We start from the raw sequence: 20,828 nt of genomic DNA, 5'->3' as shown, positions 1-20,828 counted from the left end.
ATATTATTCGCGCCCTATGCAAAAGGTAAAAATTCCACGCACGGTAGATCCGGCAAAAGCTGCACAGAAAAGACTAGATTACGATGGTGTCATCCAACCTAGTTTATTCAAGCGCTTAGCTGAGACGACCGCAGGCGTAAAACGCGACGCAGAAGTCTCATTGTCCTTTGAGATAGATGAACAACGATTAACCGTTATCTCTGGTAAAGCTAACGTGGAAGTCGATTTAGAGTGTCAGCGTTGTAACGAGATTTTCGCACATGAGTGCGAAGTGCAATTCACCTACACCCCTGTACGCAGTGATGAAAGTGAAGTGGACGCACCAGAAGAGTACGATTTGGTAGATCGGAACGAGTATGGTGAGGTCGATCTCATACAACTAGTTGAAGACGAGTTCATTCTTGGTTTGCCTCAAGTGGCAATGCACGATGAAGCGGATTGTAGCGTTAATTCAGATAACTTGGTGTTTGGTGAACTTCCGAAAGAAGTTGAAGAAGATAAACCGAATCCATTTGATGTTTTAAAGAGCTTAAAGCGATAAACTTTAAGTATAGACAAAGGAGTAGGGTCCATGGCCGTACAAAAGAGCAAAAAATCACGTTCAATGCGTGGCATGCGTCGTTCACACGATGCGCTAACTACAGCTGCACTTTCTGTAGACGCAACTTCAGGTGAAACTCACCTACGTCACAACGTGACTGTTGACGGTTACTACCGTGGCAAAAAGGTTATCAACAAGTAAGGTTGACCTTTGAAAGCTATTACCGTTGCACTTGATGCAATGGGCGGGGATTTTGGTCCTCGCGTAACAGTGCCTGCCGTCGTGCAGGCACTGTCGCATTTCCCAGAGCTAAAAGTGATTCTAGTCGGTGATCAACCTATGATCACATCTGAGCTATCTCGGCTTGGGTATGCATTAGAAGACCAATCAATTAATAATCGTTTAACTATTTCTCATAGTGAACGAGTTATATCTAATTCTGAAAAACCGTCCCTTGCTTTAAGAAACAGTGCTGGCACCTCGATGCGTATCGCAATCGATGCGGTTGCTGACGGCGACGCTGACGCCTGTTTAAGTGGCGGTAATACCGGTGCTTTAATGGCACTGTCTCGATTTAGACTCAAATTATTACCTGGCATTGAGAGACCGGCTTTAGTGACAGCTCTTCCAACCGCATTAGGTAACAAAACGTGGTTGTTAGACCTTGGGGCAAATGTGTCGGTTGACGCGGACACCTTGTTCCAATTTGCAGTAATGGGTGGGGCACTAGCGGAAGTGCATTTAGATAGACCACCACGAGTGGCTATACTCAATATTGGTGAAGAAGAGATTAAAGGAAATGATTTAGTTAAAAGGTGCGCTGAAATGCTTAGCCAAACTAAATCGGTTAATTTTAGCGGGTACATTGAAGGGAATCAGTTACTTCATGATGCTGCAGATGTTGTCGTGTGCGATGGATTTGTCGGTAATGTCTGTTTAAAGGCGACTGAGGGTGTTGCACATCTTTTTATTGGTAAACTTAAAGAGCACATGACAACATCAAATTTAAAGGGTTGGATTGCCAGAAAGTTATTTTCTGGACTAATAGAAGAAATAAAACAGTTGAACCCCGACCAGTATAACGGCGCAAGTTTGTTAGGATTGCGCGGTATTGTGATAAAGAGTCATGGAAGTGCTGATGTGGCTGCTATTATCAATGCAATTGGTGAAGCAGTACACGAAGTTAAGCAACAAGTACCAAGTCGTATTAGTGACCGCTTAGAAGCGGTTTTACTCGAGAGGCATTATTAGTCTATATGTACAGTAAAATATTAGGTACGGGCAGTTATCTGCCATCTGAGGTGCGCACAAACGCAGACCTAGAAAAAATGGTAAATACCAGCGATGAGTGGATCGTAACAAGAACAGGAATACGCGAACGTCGTATTTCTGCGCCAGATGAAACCGTAGCTGATATGGCAACGATAGCTTCTCAGAACGCAATCGATATGGCGGGTATAGACAAGAATGATATCGATATGATCATCGTCGCGACGACCAGTGGTTCACATGCCTTCCCATCAGCGGCGTGTCAGGTCCAAGCTAAATTAGGTATTAAACACTGCCCTGCTTTTGATATGGCAGCGGCTTGTTCAGGGTTTGTCTATGCACTCTCTGTCGCTGATCAGCATATTAAAACCGGTATGTGTAAAAACGTGTTAGTGGTTGGGGCTGATACTCTATCTAAAACATGTGATCCTTCTGACCGTGGAACCATCATTTTATTTGGTGACGCAGCTGGTGCTGTGGTGGTTGGAGCAAGCGAAGAGCAAGGAATTCTTTCTACGCATATCAATGCGGACGGGCGTTTTGGTGATTTGCTAAGCCTTAAATATCCAGGCCGAAAAAATGCGAGTGAAAGTGATTTTGTTCATACAGACGACATCAATAGCTGGCTCCATATGGCTGGTAATGAAGTGTTTAAAGTTGCGGTTACTCAACTTTCGCGTTTAGTCAAAGAGACGTTAAAGGCGAACGGTATGGATAAATCCGAGCTTGATTGGCTAGTACCTCATCAAGCAAACCTAAGAATCATATCCGCAACGGCTAAAAAACTGTCTTTGCCATTGGAGCAAGTGGTTATTACGCTTGATCGCCATGGCAATACTTCCGCTGCCACGGTACCTACGGCATTAGATGAAGCTGTACGCGATGGTCGAATTCAACGTGGGCAAGTTATCTTGCTAGAAGCGTTTGGTGGTGGTTTTACTTGGGGCTCTGCGCTCATCAAGTTTTAAATAGATTCTGTAGTTGGGAGTTGTCCCATCTATTTCAATTATTAATGCATTGCTTAAGGGAAAATAACTATGAGCAAATTTGCTATCGTATTTCCAGGTCAGGGTTCTCAAGTTGTTGGCATGTTAGCCGAGCTTGGCGAACAATTTGATGTCGTAAAACAGACATTTGCTCAGGCTTCCGAAGCCTTGGGTTATGACTTGTGGGCTTTGGTTCAATCTGGGCCTGCAGAAGACCTAAACCAGACTTTTCGTACACAACCTGCGCTACTCGCAACCTCTGTCGCTATTTGGCACGTATGGCAAGAGCAGGGCATGGAACAACCTGCTAACTTAGCAGGACACAGTTTAGGTGAGTATTCAGCACTTGTCTGCGCAGGTGTAATTGATTTTCAGCAAGCGATTAAGCTGGTTGAGCTCCGTGGTCAATTAATGCAAGAAGCCGTTCCTGCAGGTGTTGGCGCCATGTACGCGATAATTGGTCTAGATGACGAGTCGATCGCAAAAGCGTGTGAAGAAGCGGCACAAGGTGAAGTGGTTTCTCCAGTTAACTTCAACTCTCCAGGTCAGGTTGTGATTGCAGGTAATAAAGCCGCAGTCGAAAGAGCAGGTGTACTTTGTAAAGAAGCGGGCGCAAAGAGAGCATTACCACTGCCTGTTTCCGTTCCGTCTCACTGTGCATTAATGCAACCTGCAGCGGATAAGCTAGAGATAGCGTTAAAAGATATTGAATTTAATACACCAGTTATACCTGTGATTAACAATGTCGATGTTATTGCCGAGTCCGATCCAGAAAAGATCAAACAAGCACTTGTGCGTCAACTTCATAGCCCAGTTCGTTGGACTGAGTGCGTACAAAAGATGAGTGATGACGGTGTTGAAAAATTGTATGAGCTTGGCCCAGGCAAAGTTTTAACGGGCTTAACAAAAAGAATTGTAAAAACACTTACCGCAGCGGCAGTAAATGACTCTGCTTCTTTGGAAGCGGTTAAGTAATAAGAGAGATAGTAAATGAAAAACCTAGAAGGCAAAATAGCACTAGTTACTGGTGCAAGCCGTGGTATTGGACGTGCGATCGCAGAACTTCTTGTGGAGCGCGGTGCTACAGTCATTGGTACAGCAACAAGCGAAAGTGGTGCGGTTGCTATTAGTGAATACCTAGGCGAAAAGGGTAAAGGTCTTGCGCTTAATGTCACTGAACCAGATTCGGTCGTAGATGTTATCAAAACGATCACGACAGAATTTGGCAGTTTAGATATTTTAGTTAACAATGCTGGTATTACTCGTGATAATCTATTGATGCGTATGAAAGATGACGAATGGACGGATATCATGGATACTAACCTTACGTCTATTTTCAGATTGTCTAAAGCAGTATTGCGCGGCATGATGAAAAAACGTAATGGACGTATTATTAATGTTGGTTCTGTTGTCGGAACTATGGGTAACGCAGGTCAAGCTAACTATGCTGCGGCGAAAGCTGGCGTAATTGGTTTTACTAAGTCTATGGCACGTGAAGTTGGCTCACGTGGTGTAACGGTTAATACTGTTGCACCCGGTTTTATAGAAACGGACATGACAAAAGCACTGAATGATGAGCAGCGTGCTGCTACACTATCTCAGGTACCTGCGGGACGCTTAGGTGACCCACGTGAAATTGCAGCAGCGGTAGCATTTTTAGCTTCTCCAGATGCGGCATATATCACTGGTGAAACACTTCATGTGAACGGTGGAATGTACATGGTTTAAATTTTGTACTATGTTTTGTGCATGATTTAAGTCAAAAATGTATGAATTTTCGGTCAAAATCGTAAAAATTGTGGTTTGACCAGCGATCACACTCTTGCAACTTTTAAAAGTTTGAATAAACTACGGAAAACATCGCATAACGCGAAGTCTGTAAAGGAAAAGAAAAAATGAGCAACATCGAAGAACGCGTAAAGAAAATCATTATTGAACAACTAGGTGTGGACGAAGCAGAAGTTAAGAACGAAGCTTCATTTGTTGACGATCTAGGTGCTGATTCTTTGGATACAGTTGAGCTAGTAATGGCTCTAGAAGAAGAATTCGATACTGAGATTCCAGACGAAGAAGCTGAGAAAATTACTACTGTTCAAGCTGCAATCGACTACGTTAACAGCGCTCAGTAATATTCTCTCCCAGGCGGTCAACCTTGACCGCCTGAGTTTTATCTAAAAACTCTCAATTTCTCATCTATTCATTCATTCAATTCCGGAGAAAAGTATCGTGTCCAAGCGTCGTGTAGTTGTCACTGGCATGGGTATGTTGTCACCGGTAGGCAACACCGTAGAATCATCATGGAAAGCTCTGCTAGCAGGTCAAAGTGGTATCGTAGATATCGAACACTTTGATACATCCGAATTTACAACTCGTTTTGCAGGTTTAGTCAAAGACTTTAACTGCGAAGAGTATATGTCAAAAAAAGAAGCTCGTAAGATGGATTTATTCATCCAATACGGCATCGCCGCAGGTATACAAGCGCTAGATGATTCAGGTTTCACTGTTACTGAAGAAAATGCAGCACGTATTGGCGTTGCAATTGGTTCTGGTATTGGTGGGCTTGGTCTAATTGAATCTGGTCATAAGGCGCTTACTGAGCGTGGGCCTAGAAAGATTAGCCCGTTTTTTGTACCTTCGACTATCGTCAATATGATAGCAGGCAACCTCTCTATCATGAGAAGGCTTCGCGGTCCAAATATTGCTATCTCTACAGCCTGTACTACTGGCTTACATAATATTGGTCATGCCGCCCGTATGATTGCATACGGCGATGCAGAAGCAATGGTCGCAGGTGGAGCTGAAAAAGCATCGACTCCCCTCGGAATGGGTGGTTTTGGCGCAGCCAAAGCTCTCTCTACTCGTAATGATGACCCTTCTAAGGCTTCTAGACCTTGGGATAAAGACCGTGACGGTTTTGTTCTTGGTGATGGTGCAGGCATGATGGTATTAGAAGAGTACGAACACGCCAAAGCACGTGGTGCGAAAATATACTGTGAAGTGGTTGGTTTTGGTATGAGTGGCGACGCCTATCATATGACATCACCAAGTGCTGATGGATCAGGTGGTGCCCTTGCAATGGAAGCGGCCATGCGTGATGCAGGTATTACTGGCGAACAGGTCGGTTATATCAATGCTCATGGCACGTCCACACCGGCTGGTGATGTTGCTGAATTACGAGGTGTCAAACGCGCCTTGGGTGAAGCAGGGTCTAAACAAGTGTTGGTTTCATCGACAAAATCGATGACTGGCCACTTGCTTGGCGCCGCGGGTTCTGTAGAAGCGATCATCACTGCGATGGCGTTGGTCGATCAAATCGTACCGCCAACGATTAACTTAGATAATCCAGACGAAGAGTGTGATTTAGATTTAGTACCACATACCGCACGTAAAGTGGACATGGAGTATGCTCTGTGTAACTCATTTGGTTTTGGTGGAACTAACGGCTCGCTCATCTTTAAAAAGATGTAATAGTCGATTAAACTAGCTTAACGGCGGCTTAATGCTCAGCATTAAGCCGTTTTTTTTGCTGATTTTTGAATAGGTACAGTAATCGATGTTTTGGGTTAATGGACAACCAGCGTCAATGGTATCGCTTTCTGATAGGTCCTTTCAGTATGGTGATGGCTGTTTTACCACTATTCTCACTAAAAATGGTGAGATACAGCAATGGCCTTTGCATATTGAAAGAATGCAGTCTTGTTTGGATTTACTGGCGATAAAAATGCCAGACTGGGAGCAGGTTAAAGCCTGGTTGGATCAAGCGGCTCTCTTAGAGACTTTGGCAGGTTTAAAGTTGCACATTAGCAGAGGAGAAGGTGGAAGAGGTTACAGTTCTGTTGGAACCGGATCGAGTACAATAACGATCAGTTCTTTTTCCTATCCCCCTCATTATTTAGATTGGCAGAAAAAAGGTGTTGATTTAGGTGTGTGTCAACACAAGCTAGGTATAATGCCGCTACTTGCAGGGCATAAGCATAATAATCGGTTGGAACAGGTTCTTCTAAAGAGAGAGATGGATCAATCGGAATTTCAAGACGGTGTGGTGATGAATATCTATGACCATGTGGTTGAAACGACGATGGCTAATCTGTTTTGGTCTAAGAATGATGTATTGCATACCCCTAGTTTACATTTGAGTGGTGTAGCAGGCATTATTCGAAGGGTTATCTTAAACAGTGCACAAGATAGTGGTCTAGAGGTATCTATAGGTAATTTTTCACTTGCTCACCTCTTAGATGCAGATGAGATTTTTATAACTAATTCAATACTTGGTGTCGCACCGGTAACCAAAATAGATAAGTTGTTTTTTCCGATTGGAGCGATAACACGACATTTTCAGGAGAATCTACATTCGTGATTAAAAAACTGTTGGTTTTATTATTAGTGGCTATTGGAATGGCAGTTAGCGGCTATTTTTATGTTGAGAAACAGGTAAATATTTATATATATCAACCTCTTTCTATAACAGAACCAGAAATTATCACAATTGAAAGCGGTAGCAGTTTTCAGGCAGTACTGACTAAGTTAGAGTCTTTAGGCTGGGTTAACTCAAGCAGTTATTCCAAATTAGTACGAAGGTTTCATCCAGAGCTAACAAACGTAAAAGCAGGCACTTTTTTAATTCAGCCAGATATGTCTTTGAGCGATGCCGTTGTTTTTATATCCAAAGGTAAAGAGCATCAATTTACGATTACCTTTATTGAAGGAAGTCGCTTTAGTGAATGGAGAACCACACTGGCCGAAGCTAAGTCGCTAAAACATGAAATAACCGAATTGTCAGAATCGGATATTGCGACAAAACTGGGTATAGAACAGACAAAACTGGAAGGTCTTTTTCTAGCAGAAACTTACCATTACACGGCTGGTATGTCTGATCTGGATATTTTGACGCGATCGCATCAAAACCTGAACAGAGTATTAGACAAAGCGTGGGGAAATCGACCAAAAGAGATACCGCTTAAAACACCGTATGAGGCCTTGATTCTCGCCTCGATCATTGAAAAAGAAACAGCAGTAGAGAGTGAACGAACTAAAGTCGCTTCTGTATTTGTAAACCGACTTAATCGCAGAATGCGTTTACAGACCGATCCCACAGTTATTTATGGTATGGGTGACAAATATACCGGAAATATCCGTAAGAAAGATCTACAAACACCAACGCCATACAATACTTATACGATAAATGGTTTACCACCAACGCCTATTGCGATGGCAGGTAAGGCGTCTATTGAGGCCGCACTGAACCCTGATGAAACACGTTATCTCTATTTTGTCGCCAGTGGTAAAGGTGGACATGTGTTTTCTAAGAGTTTGAAAGAACACAATCGAGCAGTACAAAATTATTTAAAACAATTAAGAAAAAAATAATGACTAAAGCCAAATTTATTGTTGTTGAAGGATTAGAAGGTGCTGGTAAAAGTACCGCGATCGCCGCAATCAAAGAAGTATTAGAGCAACAAGGTATCGAACAGGTAGTGAACACCAGAGAACCTGGAGGAACGGTCCTAGCAGAAAAAATGCGAGCATTGGTAAAAGAAGAACACCAGGGCGAAGTATTACAAGATATGACCGAGTTACTTCTTATGTATGCGGCTCGGGTTCAATTAGTTGAAAACATCATTAAACCTGCATTGGAGAGCGGTAAGTGGGTTGTTGGAGACCGACATGATATGTCTTCTCAAGCATATCAAGGCGGTGGTCGTCAGATCCCCTTGGATACGATGCAGAGCCTGAAGCGGGTCACTCTTGGTGAATTTAAGCCAGATCTCACATTGTATCTGGATTTAGATCCACGTTTAGGCCTTGAAAGAGCTCGTGGCCGCGGAGAGTTAGACAGAATAGAGAAAAATGACATTAGTTTTTTTGATCGTTCACGAGAACGTTATTTGGAGCTTTCCAAAGCCGATGACTCAGTAATGATCATTGATGCTAGCCAAAATATCGAACAGGTAGCGGCGAGCATTAAACAGGTGTTGATTGATTGGTTTAAGGTGAACAGGTAGCTTTATGCCAGATATCTATCCGTGGTTACAGCCTTTATGGGGCAAATGGCAGGCGTTGAGTGAGACCCACAGAGTGTCAGGCGCAATGCTATGCAGTGCTCCTCAAGGAAGCGGAATTAAAAAATTAGCGGAGCTGTTTGTTCATACTCTGGTATGTAGTCATTCCACGGCAGAACCGTGCGGATTTTGTCATTCTTGTGAATTAGCGAAATCAGGTAACCACCCAGATATTCATTGGATCTCTCCTGAGAAAGAAGGTAAATCAATTACTGTTGATCAAATCCGTGCTTGCAATCAATGGGCGTTAGAATCATCTCAACTTGCAGGTAAGCGCGTGATTATTATTACTCCAGCCGATGCGATGAATGAATCTGCGTCGAACGCGCTGTTAAAAACACTAGAATCGCCTGCTGATAATTGTGTCTTTTTGTTGCTTGCTCATAATAGCCATAGGCTGTTACCGACAATAATTAGCCGTTGTCAAAAATGGACTATCTCTGAACCAAAACTGGAAGAGAGCTATCAATGGCTATTGTCTCAAACAAATCAGCCATGTAACTACGTTGGAATTCGTCTATGTAATGGTGCTCCATTAAAAGCGTTAGAATTTTTTGAACAGAAAACTTATCTCGATTTTAAAAAAGTAGAACTAGCTTTGCATAACCTGCTGAGTTCGCAAGGAGCAGATTACAATCAAGTCTGGTTGTCGGTTAAAGATAACCCAGTTGAAAGACTGTCGTGGCTAGCCATAATAATGAGTGATATTCAAAAGGTACATTTTGGTAGTAGTGAACTCGGTATGTGTGAAAAAAGTGCAGAGCTGGCAGATTTGGTCCACTATTCGGCGGCTTATAATGCAATGCTATCCATAAATAAAATGAAAAATCAGCTAGAACATTTTACAGGGCTTAATGCTGAATTATTGTTGACTAACTGGTTAATAGAACTTCAAGAGGAAATATGTTCGTAGATTCACATTGTCACTTAGATAAATTAGATTACGAAGAGCTACATGACGGCATCCAAGATGTCATTGATAAAGCGACTCAAGCGAAAGTAAATGAATTATTGTCGGTAGGTGTAACGTTGGACGCCTTTCCAAATATGATTGAGATGATTTCGCCTTACGATAATGTTCACGCTTCTTGTGGTGTGCATCCCCTTGATGTAGAAAGTCCTTTCACTTTAGAAAACTTAAGGCAATATGCTACTCATCCGAAAGTCGTCGCGATTGGTGAAACTGGGTTGGATTATCACTACAAACCAGAAACAGCGACTCTTCAAAGAGAGCGATTTGAGCAACAGGTTGAATTGGCTGTCGAGTTGAATAAACCTCTTATTATTCATACCAGAGATGCGCGAGAAGATACGCTTTCTATTTTAACCAACGGGCACGCTGAAAAATGTGGTGGTGTTATTCATTGCTTTACCGAAGATTTAGAATTTGCCCAGCGAGCGATGGCTCTGGGGTTCTATATTTCTATCTCTGGTATTGTTACTTTTCGACAAGCCATTGCGTTAAAAGAAGTGGTGAAACAACTACCTCTAGATAGGTTACTCATTGAAACGGATTCACCGTATCTCGCACCAGTTCCTCATCGTGGAAAACAAAATCAACCGGCTTACGTTGTGGAAGTGGCTCAATATATTGCACAGCTTAAGGCGACATCACTTACTGAAGTAGCCGAAAAAACAACGCAAAACTTTAGAGATCTTTTCCTAAGGTAACAAATTTTTATCCACTCAATAATGTCATCCGAATACCAAGTTAGATCTGCTTGTTACCGAGAAGTGTTTCCGCAGACTGCTTAATACGCTCATGTCCGCATAGTAAAGACGTTCTTTGAATAAACTAGCCCTTTGATGTCTGAACCTGACGGTTCAGACTTTTTCTGCTTTATACCTCTGTCATGTTTAGAGCCATTGATTTTCGCTTTACACATTGTGATTACAAACGTTTCTATAGGCAATATTCCGTGTATAAATAACGAATTATGTTGTTTATAACTATTTATGTTGAGCTTTTTATGTGTAAATAGCTAAAAAGCCAGGTTTCACAATCGAGAATCAGAGATAAAGGTACATTTGAGCACTCTAAAAATATATTTATTAATGCGAAGGTTGATAAAAGAAAATGATAAAAGGGAGCAAGTAAGAAAAGTGTCTCATGGGTAAGACCTCTGATGAGGTAAGCAATAATTTACCGTGTGACCTTTTCTAAGGGTACTAACATTAAAGCATGATATATCCTTAACAATTTTTACAAACTTATCAGGAGCATAAATATGTTTAAGAACCTTTTTGCCAATCTGCAAAAAGTTGGTAAGGCGCTGATGCTTCCAGTATCAGTTCTTCCGGTTGCAGGTATTTTACTGGGTGTTGGTGCGGCTAACTTTAGCTGGCTACCAGAGATTGTTTCTCATCTTATGGAGCAAGCTGGTGGTTCCGTGTTTGGCCAAATGCCATTGCTTTTTGCTGTTGGTGTTGCTCTAGGCTTTACTAATAATGATGGCGTATCAGGCCTTGCCGCGATAGTCGGTTATGGCATTATGGTTGCTACACTGTCGGTTATGGCAGGTGTTTTAGGTGTTGATAGCATCGATACTGGTGTGCTTGGTGGAATCTTAGCAGGTTCAGTTGCCGCTTGGTCATTTAACCGATTCTATACTATTAGACTGCCTGATTATCTTGGATTTTTCGCGGGTAAGCGTTTTGTACCAATTGTTACAGGTTTCTTAGCTATCGCATTAGGTGTGATACTTGCATTTATCTGGCAGCCAATTGGTTCTGGTATTGATGCGTTTTCTGATTGGGCTGCATACCAAAATCCAGTTACGGCGTTTGGCATCTATGGCGTTATTGAACGTGCTCTGATCCCATTTGGTTTACATCACATCTGGAACGTACCGTTTTTCTATGAGGCAGGTAGCTGTGTTAATGGTGCTGGAGAGCAAGCAAACGGTATTATGACTTGTTTCTTAACGGCTGATGACGCTTCACGTGCGGCAGGTAATGGTTTTGGACAATTAGCTGGTGGTTATTTATTCAAGATGTTTGGTCTACCAGCAGCAGCGCTAGCTATTGCTCATTCAGCGAAACCAGAGAATCGTGCAAAAGTAATGGGCATCATGGTGTCAGCCGCACTGACTTCGTTCTTAACTGGTATTACAGAACCGATTGAATTCTCATTCTTATTTGTTGCTCCTGTACTTTATGCTATCCACGCAGTAATGGCTGGTGCCGCTTATATGATTACAAATGGCTTAGGTGTGGTTCACGGGCATACATTCTCTAATGGGTTTATTGATTTCGTTGTTCAATCGCCTCGTGCAGAGAACATGATGTTACTGGTAGGTTTAGGCCTTGCTTACGCTGCACTTTATTATGTTGTATTCCGAGGTGTAATTAAAGCGTTGGATCTTAAAACACCGGGTAGAGAAGACGAAAGTGACGAAGTTGTTGCCGCTGTTTCAGAAAATGAGATGGCCGGTGAACTTGTTGCTGCCTTTGGTGGGAAAGAGAACATCACGGGTCTAGATGCATGTATTACTCGCCTACGTGTTTCAGTCGCTAACCAAGAAGCCGTTGATCAAGCTAAGCTTAAGCAACTCGGCGCTGCTGGTGTCGTGGTTGTTGCTGGTGGTGTTCAAGCGATATTTGGGACGAAATCAGACAACTTGAAGACCGATATGGATGTGTGGATCCGTAACCACGGTTAAACCACCGTTTCGTCTGATTTAAGGTTAATGAATAAAGGGAGGCGGATGTCTCCCTTTTTTGATCGTCTTGTAAAGCTATAAGTAAAAAAGTCGAATAGTCTGTTTCGTATTATTCTATTTAGTGTGGTTGGTATTTTCACATTCGATGCATATATATCGATGAAAGTGAACGGGTAAAAAGTATGAATAAAAAATTGGCAGTAGTAATGGCAGTTTCTTTATTGGTAGCGTCTAGTGCGCTGGCGAAGGAACCGACACCTTTGGCTGTTGGGTTTGGTTTTGAACAAGGTTTTAGTGTCCTAATTCAAGTCGATGGTAATAAGAACCTGGCTGTAGGTAATGATGGTATCGCGTTCGACTATATCTTCAGAAAAGGTGAATTTGAAGGAAGTGACTTCCCATTTACATGGTACGTAGGTGCTGGTGGCTGGGTGGGCTGGGATCATCATAGCGACGAATTTGGAGCAAGGTTACCTTTAGGCTTAGATTGGGACTTTGCTACAAATTGGGACGCTTATGCCCAGATTCATCCACAGCTAAAGCACAAGTCTAAGTCCAATGGGTTAGACTTAGGTATGGGTGCCGCAGTTGGTGTAAGATATGCTTTTTAAAGCAATAAAAAAGCCAGCAGTCGCTGGCTTTTTTTGTTCTGTCTGTTTGTCTAAACAGTGAGCAGATGGTTACTTATTGTTGTTATCCATCGCTTTTTTAATGCAGATAGCTGCTCCACCCCAGGTGATACCTAGACCGATAACCATCATAATAATTGCACCACTAGTCATTTAAGCCTCCGCTTCAACAGGTTTTTGCGGTTTGCTAACCACGTTAATGATGATACCTACAATCGCTAGTAGAGCGATTAAACCCCAACCTAGTGTCATAAGCTCAAATTGTGCATAACCACCATAACCTTCTGAGATTAGATGAGTGAACTTAGTGTATACGATAAGAGCAAGTGCTAATGGTGTGATAAAACGTAAACAGATTTCAAACCAACCACTAATAGTGAAATCAGAAACTTTGTTTACATACTCACGTACATCAGAAAGTTTAACCAACCAAGCCATAAGAACAATTTCTACTAGACAGCTAGTTAAGATACCTACGTTGTTAACGAAATGATCCACAAGGTCTAGAAGTAATAGGCCACCATCGGTAGCAAAAGCCATAGAGATAATCATGCCGGTACCGCAAACGATAGTTGCTGCTTTTTTACGTGACCAGTTTAATTTGTCAATGATTGCGGATACAACCGCTTCCATGATAGAGATTTGCGAGCTTAAACCAGCAACCACAAGCGCTAGGAAGAACAAAGGACCTAGGATATATGGAGCGGGTAGTAAGTTGATAGCAGCCGGTAGCGTTACAAATGCAAGGCCAACACCAGCACTAACAACTTCTGTTAGTGGTTTACCTTGCTCTGCAGCCATGTAACCAAGAACAGAGAAGATCATGATACCTGCAAGGATTGAGAATCCACAGTTAATCAATACCGTCATAAATGCGTTGTTATTGATGTCTGACTTTTCTGGTAGGTAGCTTGAATACGCAAGCATGATGGCAAAACCGATACTCAGAGTGAAGAAGATTTGGCCATAAGCCGCAGCCCACACCTTCATATCTGTCAACTTACTGAAGTCAGGTTCGAATAGGTAGTTAATACCGTCGATAGCACCAGGTAGGAAAATCATACGAGCAATAAGGCCTAGCACCATGATGAATAAAACAGGCATCATGATTTTTGCTGCTCGTTCGATTCCTGCTTTAACGCCACCAGCAATTGCTGCGTAAGTGATAGCCCAAGCAATCAACATTGAACCAGCAATTCCCCACTGCATTCCACCTAGGTTAGTTGGTGAATTGTCACCTAAACCTAGATATTCGCTAAAGAAGAATGCATTAGTATCTGTACCCCATTCCTGAGTAAATGACATACCTAAGTATGAAATTGCCCAGCCAATTACAGCTACATAATATACGGCAATCGTTGCTGCAACACCGATTTGGAACCAACCTAACCACTCAAATTTAGCATTTATACGTGCTAGAGTGATAGGTGCTGAACCACGGTTTCGTTGACCCATACTGAACTCTAGGATCATGAATGGGATACCTGCGGTGATCATGGCAAAAAGGTAAGGAATTAAAAAGGCGCCACCACCATTTTCATAAGCCATATAAGGAAAACGCCAGATGTTTCCTAGGCCGATAGCCGATCCAACTGCGGCAAGAATAAATCCTGCACGGGATCCCCACTGTTCACGCTTCATAGTTACTCCTTTACTACTAAACTCTAAGTTATGAAGCACTTACATTTCCCCCTGTTATACAAGGTCAACATTGATAACATTATTAACTCTATAACGTAATAATTATTGGAGTTAGTTCTGTGATCTCTGTTAGTTACTAGATTTTATCTCTAGTTTAAAAGGTAAATCTTAGAGTTTTATTCTATATTATATGATGTGTGTTTGCGAAATCTGAAATAATCAGCTGCGCATGACGTGGAGATTACAGAGATAGGTAGAGTAAAGCAATAGAAATGGATTGTTAAAAAATGTAATTTTTTTGGTGTTAAAAGTGTAAAAAATAGTCTTTATTGGGGTAAAAGTTTGTATTTTTACTCTAACCTAGGGTTTGTATCTTACATTGAGCTCAATAATAGATAATGTTACCAATTATCTCTGCAGAGTGTATGACTGAAAAATGTGCAATATGCACGATTTTATGACTACATAATTACTAGAAGCACCTATAACTCATTTAAAAACCGCAAGGTTGATGTGTGATTACAACAACATATTCTAAATTTGCCTCTGATGGCGGCTTGTGAATATTAGTTTTGTCTGTTATTTAATTAATATACTAAATAAAAAGGAGAACGTGCTATGGAATATAATTTAAAAATGGCGTTAACGATTGTTGCTGGGTCTTACGCTGTCATTCTTATTTGCAGTATTGTGGCTATTACTAACTAGCCAACTGATACAAGAAAACTATGTCTAATAAGGGTGTAATTAGCGGTGTATATTCAGATTTAGACCCAATTAAATATGGTAAATACCTAACCGGACGTAATGCTTTGGTTGCTCAAGGGGAGGCCAGAGCGGAATTTTTACGTCTGGGGTTTTAGATGCCTTTATACTTTCAAATTTTGACCCCTTTGATCTGTTTTACGGTACATCCGCAGGTGCGCTAAATATTAGTGCTTTTTTGTGTAGACAGCCAGGTATTGGCAAAGCATTTACACTGGATTTAACAACAGACGATAGATTTTTTCATCTTTTTAGCTATATGCGGCGTAAGCAAGGGATGGATCTCGATTGGGCTTTGGACAAGCTTTGTCATTACCCTTATAAGCTCGACTTGGATCTGGGGCGAAAAATTCTGAAAGATAGGTTCGCTTTTGCGGCTGTCACAGAAGTCAGCCATATAAAAGATGCTTATATTCCTTTATTAGGAGAAAACTGGTTTGATTTAATGCGAGCAACTTGCGCAATACCGGGGCTCTACTCTAGCGAAGTGATGATAGAAGGTGAGAGGTTTGTTGACGGTGGTGTGACTGCGGCTATCCCAGTTCAAGAAGCATGGCGTCAAGGGGCTCGTAACATTGTTGTTATTAGAACAGAAATTCTTGAGTCCGAAGGAAAAGAAGCGGAAGAAGTCAGTGCAAATACTCACTGGATAAAAGAGCCGATAGTTAACGTACAGGAACGCTGGGGGAAAACGGTTGAGCAGTGGAAAGTTGAATGGAGTGGTTTTTGGCAAGATCAGATAGACAAATCGAAACAGAAGAAAAAGCATCACAAGCACTTAGAAATCCTTAATGGAGGTCGATGGTTATATGGTGCAGGTGATGTATATCGTTTAAGCCACTTGCTTGGTGGGAAGTTTGATTCAGGGTTAGCCGACTTTTTTATGGTGCACTATCAGAGCCAGGCTTTAACACGAGAGTTTTTAAATAATCCGCCAGACGATTGTTTTATCGTTCAAATTGTACCCTCTGAGCCTCTTAAGTCTTCACCATTAATGAGCAAAAAAGAAGATCTTATCTATGATTATGAACTTGGTCTAAGTGCTGGTTATGAATTTATAAACCAACACGCTTTGGCACAAAAAAACTCACCTAATATGTCTGCTGCTGGATGTAAATATTAGGTGAGAGTAATAGAGGACTATTTATAAGCGCTCTAGGACGCCTAGAGTGCTTCGCAGAGTCGAATTCATTATGTAATTGGCATCATTTCACCGTCAATATGCGCATGCAGTTTGTCGAGCCGACGATATCCATAACGTCCCCTTGGGTAATAATCACAATATCACCACTGTTTACGTAGCCTTTATCTTTTAGGGTATTGATTGCCTCTTGGGCAGAAGACAATCCGGCATCTGCATAGGAATCAAAGTAGACTGGGGTAACACCGCGATAAAGTGATGACTTGTTTAATGTCGATTCATTGCGTGAAAGGGCAAAGATAGGAAGACCAGAACTCAAGCGAGACATCATGAGAGGGGTTTTTCCTGATTCCGTAAGAGAAATCATAGCTTTAACACCTTCGAGATGATTCGCGGAATACATAGTAGACATGGCAATCGCTTCTTCTGATGCCTGAAACTTCCGGTCAATACGGTAGCTTGATGTACTTAAGGATGGCATTTTTTCTGCACCAACACAGACACTCGCCATCGATTTTACCGTTTCAACTGGATAGGCACCAACGGCTGTTTCTCCGGATAACATAACCGCGTCCGTGCCATCCAATACTGCGTTGGCCACATCCATTACTTCAGCACGCGTTGGCATTGGGTTCGTAATCATTGACTCCATCATTTGAGTCGCGGTTATGACGCTTCTATTTAGACTACGGGTACGTCTGATGAGTTGTTTTTGAACTCCAATCAGTTCTGGATCACCAATTTCTACTCCAAGGTCTCCACGAGCGACCATAATGACATCGGAAGCAAGGATAATGTCATCGATACTTTCGGCATTCGCAACTGTTTCCGCTCGTTCTACTTTAGCAACTAATTTTGCTTCTAATCCGGCGTCTCTAGCCAATCGTCGGGCATATTTCATGTCTTCGCCATTTCGAGGAAAAGAGATCGCGAGGAAATCGACTTTGATTTTGGCTGCGGTCAAAATATCTTGTTTGTCTTTTTCAGTAAGGGCTTCAGCGGATAATCCACCCCCTTTTTTATTTATCCCTTTGTTATTTGAAAGGGGTCCACCAATGACAACGTCAGTAAATACCTTATTGCCCTTTACGGAGATAACTTTGAGCTGGACTCGACCATCATCTAGCAGCAACATATCACCGTTAGAGACATCTTGCGGTAGGCTTTTATAATCGAGTCCTACGGCATCTTGATCTCCCATACCTGCTTCTAATTCACTGTCTAAAGTGAACTTGCTTCCAACAGTAAGATTTACTTTTCCTTCTTTGAAAGTAGACACACGTATTTTCGGACCTTGTAGGTCGCCAAGAATTGCAATATGTTGACCTAATTTAGCGGCAATCTCTCTAACTTGTTTTGCTCGCTTGATATGATCTTCTGCGCTACCGTGTGAAAAATTCATGCGAACAACATTCGCACCAGCTTTGATTATTTCCTCTAATGCATTGTCCTTGTCTGTAGCAGGGCCAAGCGTAGTAACAATTTTTGTTCTTCTAAGCATTTTGCTCATTTTGTATCTCCGTTACTGACATTACTCTTTGAGTATATGATATGAATTTAATGTGAGAAAAATAATTATGATATTAGGTCTAGATGATGAATTGAGTTAAAGTGTTTCTCGCTGTGAAAATGCTGTCTTAGATCAATTAATTCGAAGTTTGAAATATAATTTTCTTCCTATTTATGAGCTAAATACGATTTGTGCGTGATACTGGTCACGGCAATTTACTAAGGTGCTTCACAATTACTTCGCAAAGTAAAAAAATTAGCCTACTAGTGCCATTTTGGAGTTTCAGATGTACATGGCTCAACCAGGCCATATTGATCATATTAAACAGGTCAATGCTGGTCGTGTGTATAAATTAATTGATGAGTTAGGGCCAATATCTCGTATCGACCTATCGAAAACGAGTGCGTTGGCACCTGCTAGTATTACAAAGATTACTCGCGAACTTATCGACGCACACCTTATTCATGAAACTACGGTTCAGGAAGCGACTAGCCGTGGGCGGCCCGCTGTTGGCCTACAAACTGACAATGAAGGTTGGCAGTTTCTCTCTATGAGGCTTGGACGTGGATATTTAACCATCGCACTGCATGAGCTAGGTGGCTCTGTTCTGATAGACACCAAGATAGATATTCATGAAGTTGAACAAGAGGACGTACTTGCTCGCTTATTACATGAAATTGATGAATTTTTTCAAACCTATGCTGATCAGTTAAACAGAGTGACGAGTATTGCCGTCACGTTGCCAGGGTTAGTGAATTCTGAGCAAGGCGTAGTAATACAGATGCCTCATTATAATGTGAAGAATCTTCCGTTAGGTCCTGAAATATATAAGGCGACGGGTCTGCCTGTTTTTATTGCTAATGATACTCATGCATGGGCACTCGCAGAGAAGCTGTTCGGAAATTCTCAGGTGAATGATAGTTCTGTGCTGATATCCATACATCATGGCGTTGGAGCTGGTATTGTACTAAACGGCCGGGTACTTCAAGGTAAGAATGGCAACATAGGTGAGCTTGGGCATATTCAAATTGATCCTAATGGCAAGCTTTGTGATTGTGGTAATTATGGATGTCTGGAAACAGTAGCGAGTTCTAAAGCTATTAGAGATGAAGTGACAAAGCGCTTAGAAGAGGGCGAAGAATCTTCTATTGATGTTGAAAATATTACTATTGAAGCTATCTGCTCAGCTGCAGCAATAGGTGATCCGCTTGCTGTCGAAGTTATCGAAAAGCTTGGCTATTATTTGGGTTCTGCTGTTGCCATTGTTATTAATTTGTTCAACCCTGAAAAAGTGTTGATTGGTGGTGGGATTAACCGCGCCAAATCTATTCTTTATCCAGCGATAGAGTCTTCTGTTAAAAAGCAAAGTTTAGCCGCTTATCATCAGAATGTAGATATCGTTGAGAGCCGTTTCCTGAAACAAGCAACGATGCCTGGAGCTGCCTTAATCAAGCAAGCACTGTATGACGGTGAGCTATTAATGATGGTAGTAGAAGGGTGATTGATAATACTTGATGTCCATCATGGGTTAATATCAGTTACCTGCCTATACTTTATGATAAATCTATTAATAATGGATAGGTTTAGCAGATGTTATATAGTATATATGGCTGTATCTATACTTTCGGTTTTTATGTGTAAACCCAATTTCAATCTCTGTGAGAAGTCGTATGTCTGGAGTGTTAAGTAGTGTTGATCAAAGAACAAATCTAGTTGGTGAGAACCGACTAGAATTACTGTTGTTCAAATTAAGCCATCGTCAACTCTTTGCGATAAATGTCTTTAAAGTTAAAGAAGTGCTAAAAGTTCCGATAATGACTAAAATGCCTGGCGCGAATACGAATGTCATAGGTGTTGCCTCTTTGCGTGGAGAATCTGTACCTGTTATAGACCTTCGTGCGGCCATTGGCTATCGCCCTATGCATGAGGACGAAGAGCAGAATTTGATTATTACCGAGTATAACCGAAGCGTTCAGGGTTTTTTAGTTGGGCATGTTCATAATATTGTGAACACCACCTGGACAGAGATTGCTCCCCCACCGAAAACAGCGGGAAAATCGAATTTTTTAACAGCAATTACTCATATAGAAGATGAGGGTGAGAAGAAAATTGTAGAGATAATCGATGTAGAGAAAGTACTTGCTCAGATTATTGACTATGATATTTCTATCTCAGAAGGTGTCTTAGATGAGAAACTCGCCACTCAAATGGTGGGAATGAATGTACTTGTTGTTGATGATTCCTCAACTGCGCGAGGCCAAATTAAGGGCACTCTTGAACAACTAGGCTTGAATATTATCGAATGCGGTGATGGCTTAGAAGCGTTGAACTTACTTCGAAAATGGAGTGATGAAGGCAAAGATGTCACTAAAGAGCTGATGATGATGATTACTGATGCCGAAATGCCAGAAATGGATGGGTATCGATTAACTTATGAAGTGCGTAATGATCCCAGAATGCGCGATCTCTTCATCACATTGAATACGTCATTAAGTGGTAGTTTTAATGATGCCATGGTTGAAAAAGTGGGCTGTGACCGCTTTATCTCTAAGTTCCAGCCTGACCTTTTAGTCAGTGTGGCGCAAGAAAGAATGCAGCAAATCTTAGATTAGAATTCGCGTTTTC

At 41.7% G+C, this 20,828-nt stretch carries 21 protein-coding genes and 1 pseudogene; 19 read left to right on the top strand and 3 right to left on the bottom strand.

The features are described 5' to 3' along the window. Nucleotides 1-16 precede the first annotated feature (16 nt). The 15 genes from yceD to PGX00_RS12340 all read left to right on the top strand — a co-directional run bounded on the left by yceD (nucleotide 17) and on the right by PGX00_RS12340 (nucleotide 13,128). Nucleotides 17-541: a 23S rRNA accumulation protein YceD gene (gene yceD, locus PGX00_RS12410; RefSeq protein ID WP_272136867.1), complete on the top strand. Its 525-nt coding sequence runs from the start codon at nucleotides 17-19 to the stop codon at nucleotides 539-541. A gap of 30 nt (nucleotides 542-571) precedes the next feature. Next, a complete protein-coding gene (gene rpmF / locus PGX00_RS12405; RefSeq protein ID WP_272136865.1) occupies nucleotides 572-742 on the top strand; it encodes a 50S ribosomal protein L32 in 171 nt (56 codons plus the stop codon). 9 nt (nucleotides 743-751) lie between these two features. Next, nucleotides 752-1,792 carry a phosphate acyltransferase PlsX gene (gene plsX, locus PGX00_RS12400; protein WP_272136863.1) on the top strand — a complete coding sequence of 347 codons (1,041 nt, stop codon included), beginning with the start codon at nucleotides 752-754 and terminating at the stop codon, nucleotides 1,790-1,792. A gap of 5 nt (nucleotides 1,793-1,797) precedes the next feature. After that, nucleotides 1,798-2,778, top strand: a complete 981-nt coding sequence (locus tag PGX00_RS12395; protein ID WP_272136861.1) for a beta-ketoacyl-ACP synthase III — start codon at nucleotides 1,798-1,800, stop codon at nucleotides 2,776-2,778. Nucleotides 2,779-2,847: 69 nt separating this feature from the next. After that, a complete protein-coding gene (gene fabD, locus PGX00_RS12390; protein WP_272136859.1) occupies nucleotides 2,848-3,771 on the top strand; it encodes an ACP S-malonyltransferase in 924 nt (307 codons plus the stop codon). A 15-nt stretch (nucleotides 3,772-3,786) separates the two neighbouring features. After that, nucleotides 3,787-4,524 carry a 3-oxoacyl-ACP reductase FabG gene (gene fabG, locus PGX00_RS12385; RefSeq protein ID WP_272136857.1) on the top strand — a complete coding sequence of 246 codons (738 nt, stop codon included), beginning with the start codon at nucleotides 3,787-3,789 and terminating at the stop codon, nucleotides 4,522-4,524. A 167-nt stretch (nucleotides 4,525-4,691) separates the two neighbouring features. Further along, nucleotides 4,692-4,925 (top strand): acyl carrier protein, encoded by a 234-nt coding sequence (acpP, locus tag PGX00_RS12380; protein WP_225473360.1) that lies wholly within the window; start codon nucleotides 4,692-4,694, stop codon nucleotides 4,923-4,925. A gap of 97 nt (nucleotides 4,926-5,022) precedes the next feature. Further along, nucleotides 5,023-6,264 carry a beta-ketoacyl-ACP synthase II gene (gene fabF / locus PGX00_RS12375; RefSeq protein WP_272136853.1) on the top strand — a complete coding sequence of 414 codons (1,242 nt, stop codon included), beginning with the start codon at nucleotides 5,023-5,025 and terminating at the stop codon, nucleotides 6,262-6,264. A gap of 85 nt (nucleotides 6,265-6,349) precedes the next feature. Continuing rightward, entirely contained in the window at nucleotides 6,350-7,153 is an 804-nt protein-coding gene (gene pabC, locus PGX00_RS12370) for an aminodeoxychorismate lyase (protein ID WP_272136851.1), read from the top strand. Beyond that, nucleotides 7,150-8,163: an endolytic transglycosylase MltG gene (mltG, locus tag PGX00_RS12365; protein WP_272136849.1), complete on the top strand. Its 1,014-nt coding sequence runs from the start codon at nucleotides 7,150-7,152 to the stop codon at nucleotides 8,161-8,163. The genes pabC and mltG overlap by 4 nt, the downstream gene beginning before the upstream one ends. Continuing rightward, nucleotides 8,163-8,798, top strand: a complete 636-nt coding sequence (gene tmk, locus PGX00_RS12360; protein WP_272136847.1) for a dTMP kinase — start codon at nucleotides 8,163-8,165, stop codon at nucleotides 8,796-8,798. Before mltG ends, tmk begins: the two co-directional genes overlap by 1 nt. A 4-nt stretch (nucleotides 8,799-8,802) precedes the next feature. Then, complete coding sequence (gene holB, locus PGX00_RS12355; RefSeq protein WP_272136845.1) at nucleotides 8,803-9,768, top strand: DNA polymerase III subunit delta'; 966 nt, start codon at nucleotides 8,803-8,805, stop codon at nucleotides 9,766-9,768. After that, nucleotides 9,759-10,526, top strand: a complete 768-nt coding sequence (locus tag PGX00_RS12350; protein WP_272136843.1) for a TatD family hydrolase — start codon at nucleotides 9,759-9,761, stop codon at nucleotides 10,524-10,526. The genes holB and PGX00_RS12350 overlap by 10 nt, the downstream gene beginning before the upstream one ends. A 557-nt stretch (nucleotides 10,527-11,083) precedes the next feature. Beyond that, nucleotides 11,084-12,517, top strand: a complete 1,434-nt coding sequence (gene ptsG / locus PGX00_RS12345) for a PTS glucose transporter subunit IIBC (protein WP_272136841.1) — start codon at nucleotides 11,084-11,086, stop codon at nucleotides 12,515-12,517. A gap of 182 nt (nucleotides 12,518-12,699) precedes the next feature. After that, a complete protein-coding gene (locus PGX00_RS12340) occupies nucleotides 12,700-13,128 on the top strand; it encodes a hypothetical protein (RefSeq protein ID WP_272136839.1) in 429 nt (142 codons plus the stop codon). A 69-nt stretch (nucleotides 13,129-13,197) separates the two neighbouring features. On the opposite strand, the gene PGX00_RS12335 is transcribed toward PGX00_RS12340, so the two are convergent. Together PGX00_RS12335 and PGX00_RS12330 are read right to left on the bottom strand one after the other, a co-directional pair. Further along, nucleotides 13,198-13,299: a MetS family NSS transporter small subunit gene (locus tag PGX00_RS12335; RefSeq protein ID WP_272136837.1), complete on the bottom strand. Its 102-nt coding sequence runs from the start codon at nucleotides 13,297-13,299 to the stop codon at nucleotides 13,198-13,200. Next, a complete protein-coding gene (locus PGX00_RS12330; RefSeq protein ID WP_272136835.1) occupies nucleotides 13,300-14,787 on the bottom strand; it encodes a sodium-dependent transporter in 1,488 nt (495 codons plus the stop codon). Nucleotides 14,788-15,405: 618 nt separating this feature from the next. Here PGX00_RS12330 and cydH point away from each other — a divergent pair. Both cydH and PGX00_RS12320 read left to right on the top strand, forming a co-directional pair. Beyond that, nucleotides 15,406-15,495, top strand: coding sequence for a cytochrome bd-I oxidase subunit CydH (gene cydH, locus PGX00_RS12325; RefSeq protein WP_272136833.1), 90 nt, complete (start codon nucleotides 15,406-15,408; stop codon nucleotides 15,493-15,495). A 20-nt stretch (nucleotides 15,496-15,515) separates the two neighbouring features. Then, nucleotides 15,516-16,675 (top strand): annotated as a pseudogene (locus tag PGX00_RS12320) (patatin-like phospholipase family protein). 82 nt (nucleotides 16,676-16,757) lie between these two features. On the opposite strand, the gene pyk reads toward PGX00_RS12320, so the two are convergent. Continuing rightward, nucleotides 16,758-18,203 (bottom strand): pyruvate kinase, encoded by a 1,446-nt coding sequence (gene pyk, locus PGX00_RS12315; RefSeq protein ID WP_272136830.1) that lies wholly within the window; start codon nucleotides 18,201-18,203, stop codon nucleotides 16,758-16,760. Nucleotides 18,204-18,489: 286 nt separating this feature from the next. Between pyk and mlc the strand changes: the two genes are divergently transcribed. Together mlc and PGX00_RS12305 are read left to right on the top strand one after the other, a co-directional pair. Continuing rightward, the gene (gene mlc / locus PGX00_RS12310) at nucleotides 18,490-19,704 is read left to right on the top strand and encodes a sugar metabolism global transcriptional regulator Mlc (RefSeq protein WP_272136829.1); all 1,215 of its coding nucleotides are present in this window, start codon (nucleotides 18,490-18,492) and stop codon (nucleotides 19,702-19,704) included. Between the two features lie 169 nt (nucleotides 19,705-19,873). Beyond that, complete coding sequence (locus PGX00_RS12305) at nucleotides 19,874-20,815, top strand: chemotaxis protein CheV (RefSeq protein WP_272136827.1); 942 nt, start codon at nucleotides 19,874-19,876, stop codon at nucleotides 20,813-20,815. The last annotated feature ends 13 nt before the right edge of the window (nucleotides 20,816-20,828 follow it).

Origin of the sequence: Vibrio algarum (assembly GCF_028204155.1) — a bacterium.
Taxonomy (GTDB): domain Bacteria; phylum Pseudomonadota; class Gammaproteobacteria; order Enterobacterales; family Vibrionaceae; genus Vibrio; species Vibrio algarum.
Note: the sequence above shows the minus strand (reverse complement) of the source record. Positions and strands in the feature narration are given on the sequence as shown.

What these genes read in the sequence shown, in the direction of transcription:
- rpmF (WP_272136865.1), top strand. Translation starts at nt 572, where the DNA reads ATGGCCGTACAAAAGAGCAAAAAATCACGTTCAATGCGTGGCATGCGT.
- pabC (WP_272136851.1), top strand. Translation starts at nt 6,350, where the DNA reads ATGTTTTGGGTTAATGGACAACCAGCGTCAATGGTATCGCTTTCTGAT.
- fabD (WP_272136859.1), top strand. Translation starts at nt 2,848, where the DNA reads ATGAGCAAATTTGCTATCGTATTTCCAGGTCAGGGTTCTCAAGTTGTT.
- ptsG (WP_272136841.1), top strand. Translation starts at nt 11,084, where the DNA reads ATGTTTAAGAACCTTTTTGCCAATCTGCAAAAAGTTGGTAAGGCGCTG.
- tmk (WP_272136847.1), top strand. Translation starts at nt 8,163, where the DNA reads ATGACTAAAGCCAAATTTATTGTTGTTGAAGGATTAGAAGGTGCTGGT.
- pyk (WP_272136830.1), bottom strand. Translation starts at nt 18,203, where the DNA reads ATGAGCAAAATGCTTAGAAGAACAAAAATTGTTACTACGCTTGGCCCT.
- PGX00_RS12305 (WP_272136827.1), top strand. Translation starts at nt 19,874, where the DNA reads ATGTCTGGAGTGTTAAGTAGTGTTGATCAAAGAACAAATCTAGTTGGT.
- PGX00_RS12395 (WP_272136861.1), top strand. Translation starts at nt 1,798, where the DNA reads ATGTACAGTAAAATATTAGGTACGGGCAGTTATCTGCCATCTGAGGTG.
- PGX00_RS12335 (WP_272136837.1), bottom strand. Translation starts at nt 13,299, where the DNA reads ATGACTAGTGGTGCAATTATTATGATGGTTATCGGTCTAGGTATCACC.
- fabG (WP_272136857.1), top strand. Translation starts at nt 3,787, where the DNA reads ATGAAAAACCTAGAAGGCAAAATAGCACTAGTTACTGGTGCAAGCCGT.
- yceD (WP_272136867.1), top strand. Translation starts at nt 17, where the DNA reads ATGCAAAAGGTAAAAATTCCACGCACGGTAGATCCGGCAAAAGCTGCA.
- PGX00_RS12330 (WP_272136835.1), bottom strand. Translation starts at nt 14,787, where the DNA reads ATGAAGCGTGAACAGTGGGGATCCCGTGCAGGATTTATTCTTGCCGCA.
- acpP (WP_225473360.1), top strand. Translation starts at nt 4,692, where the DNA reads ATGAGCAACATCGAAGAACGCGTAAAGAAAATCATTATTGAACAACTA.
- holB (WP_272136845.1), top strand. Translation starts at nt 8,803, where the DNA reads ATGCCAGATATCTATCCGTGGTTACAGCCTTTATGGGGCAAATGGCAG.
- cydH (WP_272136833.1), top strand. Translation starts at nt 15,406, where the DNA reads ATGGAATATAATTTAAAAATGGCGTTAACGATTGTTGCTGGGTCTTAC.
- PGX00_RS12350 (WP_272136843.1), top strand. Translation starts at nt 9,759, where the DNA reads ATGTTCGTAGATTCACATTGTCACTTAGATAAATTAGATTACGAAGAG.
- mlc (WP_272136829.1), top strand. Translation starts at nt 18,490, where the DNA reads ATGTACATGGCTCAACCAGGCCATATTGATCATATTAAACAGGTCAAT.
- PGX00_RS12340 (WP_272136839.1), top strand. Translation starts at nt 12,700, where the DNA reads ATGAATAAAAAATTGGCAGTAGTAATGGCAGTTTCTTTATTGGTAGCG.